3 protein-coding genes are annotated in these 3,054 nt (G+C 42.2%); all 3 read left to right on the forward strand.

From position 1 onward, the window contains the following. The first annotated feature begins 119 nt into the window (after window positions 1–119). Window positions 120–488 carry a hypothetical protein gene (locus BT797_RS07755; RefSeq protein ID WP_075471576.1) on the forward strand — a complete coding sequence of 123 codons (369 nt, stop codon included), beginning with the start codon at window positions 120–122 and terminating at the stop codon, window positions 486–488. A gap of 1 nt (window position 489) precedes the next feature. Next, window positions 490–1,470 (forward strand): hypothetical protein, encoded by a 981-nt coding sequence (locus tag BT797_RS07760; RefSeq protein ID WP_075471578.1) that lies wholly within the window; start codon window positions 490–492, stop codon window positions 1,468–1,470. Continuing rightward, window positions 1,470–3,054: replication endonuclease (locus BT797_RS07765; protein WP_139291994.1), on the forward strand; the 1,585-nt coding region annotated here is incomplete at its 3' end. The genes BT797_RS07760 and BT797_RS07765, both read left to right, overlap by 1 nt.

Here is a 3,054-nt window from a genome sequence, read left to right on the forward strand (position 1 = left end):
AATTGCCGTCAGTTGTTTCGTGGTGTTATCGGTCGGCCAAAAGGCCAGGGCGGTTATCTTGTATTAAATGCGCAGGAATATGCGGAAGTATGAATATTGAGAATAAAAGGATTTTTAAAATGGCAGATATATTTATTGATTTAGACAACGCAGTTTATTCACCAACGGTCGATTTAACACTACTCGATATTGTTAAGCGCTTAGACAGTTGTTGGTGTGAAAAAGCAACCTGTATTACCCAAGAGTCAGACGGCGATGTTTGGTATTGGGATGCACCGGTTGAAGAGGTCATTCTCGCAAGGAGCAAAGCAGATTTTGATACTGGACTAATGCCTTTGGTTGGTTTTAAAAGTTTAGTCCGTAATGTTTATTTTGAAATTGATGATGAGTCATTTGTTGCTAAAGACTGGAAAACAGCGGTTGTAACGAAAGAGGAATTTATCGCGGATACCACTGTTATAAAAATTGATACGGACAAGGAAGGCTAAGATGCAAGTAAAACAAAAATTCAACTTTGAAGAGTTTTATCTAAATGTTAAGCAGTATCTAAACAACGGTATTCCTAATGTTCATTTGTCTAAAGGCTGTATTGGTGAGCTTTGCGTATTTGAAGAAGAGAACGGCCAAGGAACTGCCCTTATCCATATCTGGCAGTCAGAGTTTAATGATTTCTTAGGGTTGAGAAACGAATTTAAACGTCTTGGTGCAAGTAGTATTTATATAACACATACCTTGGATGATGAATTTAATTTTATTTGTAATGGTATTTGTGAAGAAGATGGCGTTAGAACGATAACGGTAGGATTTGCAATAGAGCAAAATTGTGAAGCGCATAGGGTCGCACGCTCAAAAGCATATCGAGATTTTTGGAATATGGCTTATCACGCTGCTCGGTCTGACCAGAGCCCGCGATTAGATGCGAATGACCACATGGTTAAACATATGATTAAAGCAGCACATACCTGCATTAATGAGCATGTAGTTGATTTAGGTGATGCAATGGAAATGGTTGAAGAAGCCATTGGTTTAACTAAATCAGAGTCTGACGCAAAACCACTAACACGTTCAGAGCTACGCCGCTTGGCATTAAAGCAAGCAGCTGATAATAAAGTTGTGTGGATTACTGAATATAAAAAGACCTTAGGCAATATCAATATAACAGTAACACCGCAGCAAATATGGAAGATGTTTTATCGCGCTCATCGTCTGGGACGAGCTGGATGTGAAGAAGCTACATCGTTGTGTTATAGCATTGATAATTTAACTAGTGATAACTATTTTAGTGATATGTTGAGTTGTGTCTGCGGTATATTTTTTCCACGGGTAATTCGTAGCGCATCTGATATTCATCGGAGCCATTTTAGGCTTAGTCATGATGCTATTGAGAAATTCTGGAATGCGGACATTAGTTGCTTACCTAGTTTTGAAAAAAGTAACGTATATGACTATGCAGATGAGATCCCGTTCTGATGTCAGCTGCAGACAAAGCAAAGTCATTATCTGGCCGTAACACCATTATTGAAATGATTGAAAGCGCGGAGGACTGCAGCAGTAAGCCAGTCAGAATGCCCGCGCTAGGCAAAGAATTCCCACAACCCGAAATGTCGCTAATCGAAAATGCAATGTTTCAGGTTAACCCCGATCTCGAAGACCATCAATGGCGCAAGCAGTTCTTTGGTGACATGCCGCATTACCTTAGCCGCTACTTTGCCGAACGCTATATCAAAGCCTTTAAACGTAATGGCCGTCAATACGCCAATAAGTACTTAAGAAAAACCGTGGGCGCTAAGATTAACCCTCGTTTAAAAAAAGTATTAGGGCAGTATAACCAGCAGGTTAAATATCGTGATTCTTATACTCTCTGTAATGATTTGTTCCGTGAAAAACTGCTCGCAGAAATGGATAAAAGCGAACTCAAAGTATTAGCGCAGCAGTACGCAGATTTCTTTGCCGTACAACTCGATAACCAAGCTGCAGAGCAGGATGAAGGGCAAGACTACAATCAGTCTATTATCCAGGTCTTTTGTGGTCTACGTGAAATTAGCCGTAAGTTTGGTTATACACCACCCTATGATAAACCCGAATCTGACTTAACAGCTGCAGAAGCAGAGTGTGGCATTTTACGCTTAACCTGCAATCGTGCCTGGGAAAGTAAATTAAAAGCCAAGCGTTCGATAATGCGCGAGCATCTAGCAATCGCAGTAGGCCAAGTACAAAAGTCAGCAAGCCCGTACTGTTCCCGTGACTGTCTGCACGAATGGAAGAACCAAAAGCAACGTAACCGTGATTTCATCAAAGGCATGTCGGTCTTTGATGAAGACATGGACGAAGAAATAGCACTTGCCGAGATGTTCTATAAATCCACGGGTAACCCAGCTATTCGCCGTTGCGAGCTGATGGTTCGGATGCGTGGTTACGAGAATATTGCCCAAGCCATGGGTTGTGAAGGGCTGTTTCTTACCTTAACCGCACCATCCAAGTATCATCACACTCGCAAAAAGGGCGGCTTTATCGATCACTGGATGGGTAACAGTCCCCGTGATGCACAGCGTTATTTATGTAGCGTTTGGGCTAAAATCCGCGCTCAGTTCAAACGTGATGATATTTCAGTATTTGGTATCAGAGTTGTTGAACCACATCACGACGGTACGCCACATTGGCATTTACTCTTGTTCATGCAGCCGCATGATGTAAAGCAGGCGAGTGAGGTATTTACGCATTACGCAGTACAAGAAGATTTTAAAGAGCTGTTTCCGTCAATAAACAAGAAAGAAATAGCAGTAGGGCCGCCGAACTTGCGTACTCGATGCGAGATTGTTGCTATCGATTCTGAACTGGGGTCTGCAACCGGCTACATTGCTAAATACATCAGTAAGAACATTGATGGTTATGCTATGGATGACGAAAAAGACGACGAGACAGGGCGCGACCAAAAAGAAATGTCGGCAAATGTTACTGCCTGGGCAAGTCGTTGGCGCATTCGTCAGTTTCAAGCGATTGGTGGGGCTCCGGTTACCACGTATCGAGAATTACGTCGTTATGCTAACAACGACG

The organism is Moritella viscosa (genome assembly GCF_900120065.1).
In the GTDB taxonomy this organism is placed as follows: Bacteria; Pseudomonadota; Gammaproteobacteria; order Enterobacterales; family Moritellaceae; genus Moritella; species Moritella viscosa.

Coding starts and splice junctions, on each gene's coding strand:
- BT797_RS07755 (WP_075471576.1), top strand. CDS start 120: ATGGCAGATATATTTATTGATTTAGACAACGCAGTTTATTCACCAACG.
- BT797_RS07760 (WP_075471578.1), top strand. CDS start 490: ATGCAAGTAAAACAAAAATTCAACTTTGAAGAGTTTTATCTAAATGTT.